The 266-nt window shown below is 39.1% G+C and carries 1 protein-coding gene; it reads right to left on the reverse strand.

Features of this window, described 5'->3' with window-relative positions; genetic code table 11:
* Positions 1-54: 54 nt before the first annotated feature.
* The coding region (locus E1163_RS30980) for a hypothetical protein (protein WP_221417965.1) at positions 55-266 on the reverse strand (212 nt) is incomplete at its 5' end.

Below are 266 nucleotides of genomic sequence, written 5' to 3' on the forward strand. Positions count from 1 at the left end.
AATGCGGCCCAATGCGGAGATGGAGTTTTGACTTTGTTAATTGTTCGGTTGATTTTAAGGTATGAAATTTATTACACTCAAAAAATGGCACTGACAATGTTCAGATGCCGTCATTCCAGAATTTTCGTGATAAAATGTGATTTTATGACCACACTTAAAGAAAATATCTGGAATCTCCCGGATCGTAGCAGTACCTAAACCTTCTGTAGCGCATTTAATCAGGGATTCTAAAGCTACGCTACGCTGCGTTTGGAATGACGTGGTAT

Source organism: Fulvivirga kasyanovii (assembly GCF_009711405.1).
In the GTDB taxonomy this organism is placed as follows: Bacteria; Bacteroidota; Bacteroidia; order Cytophagales; family Cyclobacteriaceae; genus Fulvivirga; species Fulvivirga kasyanovii.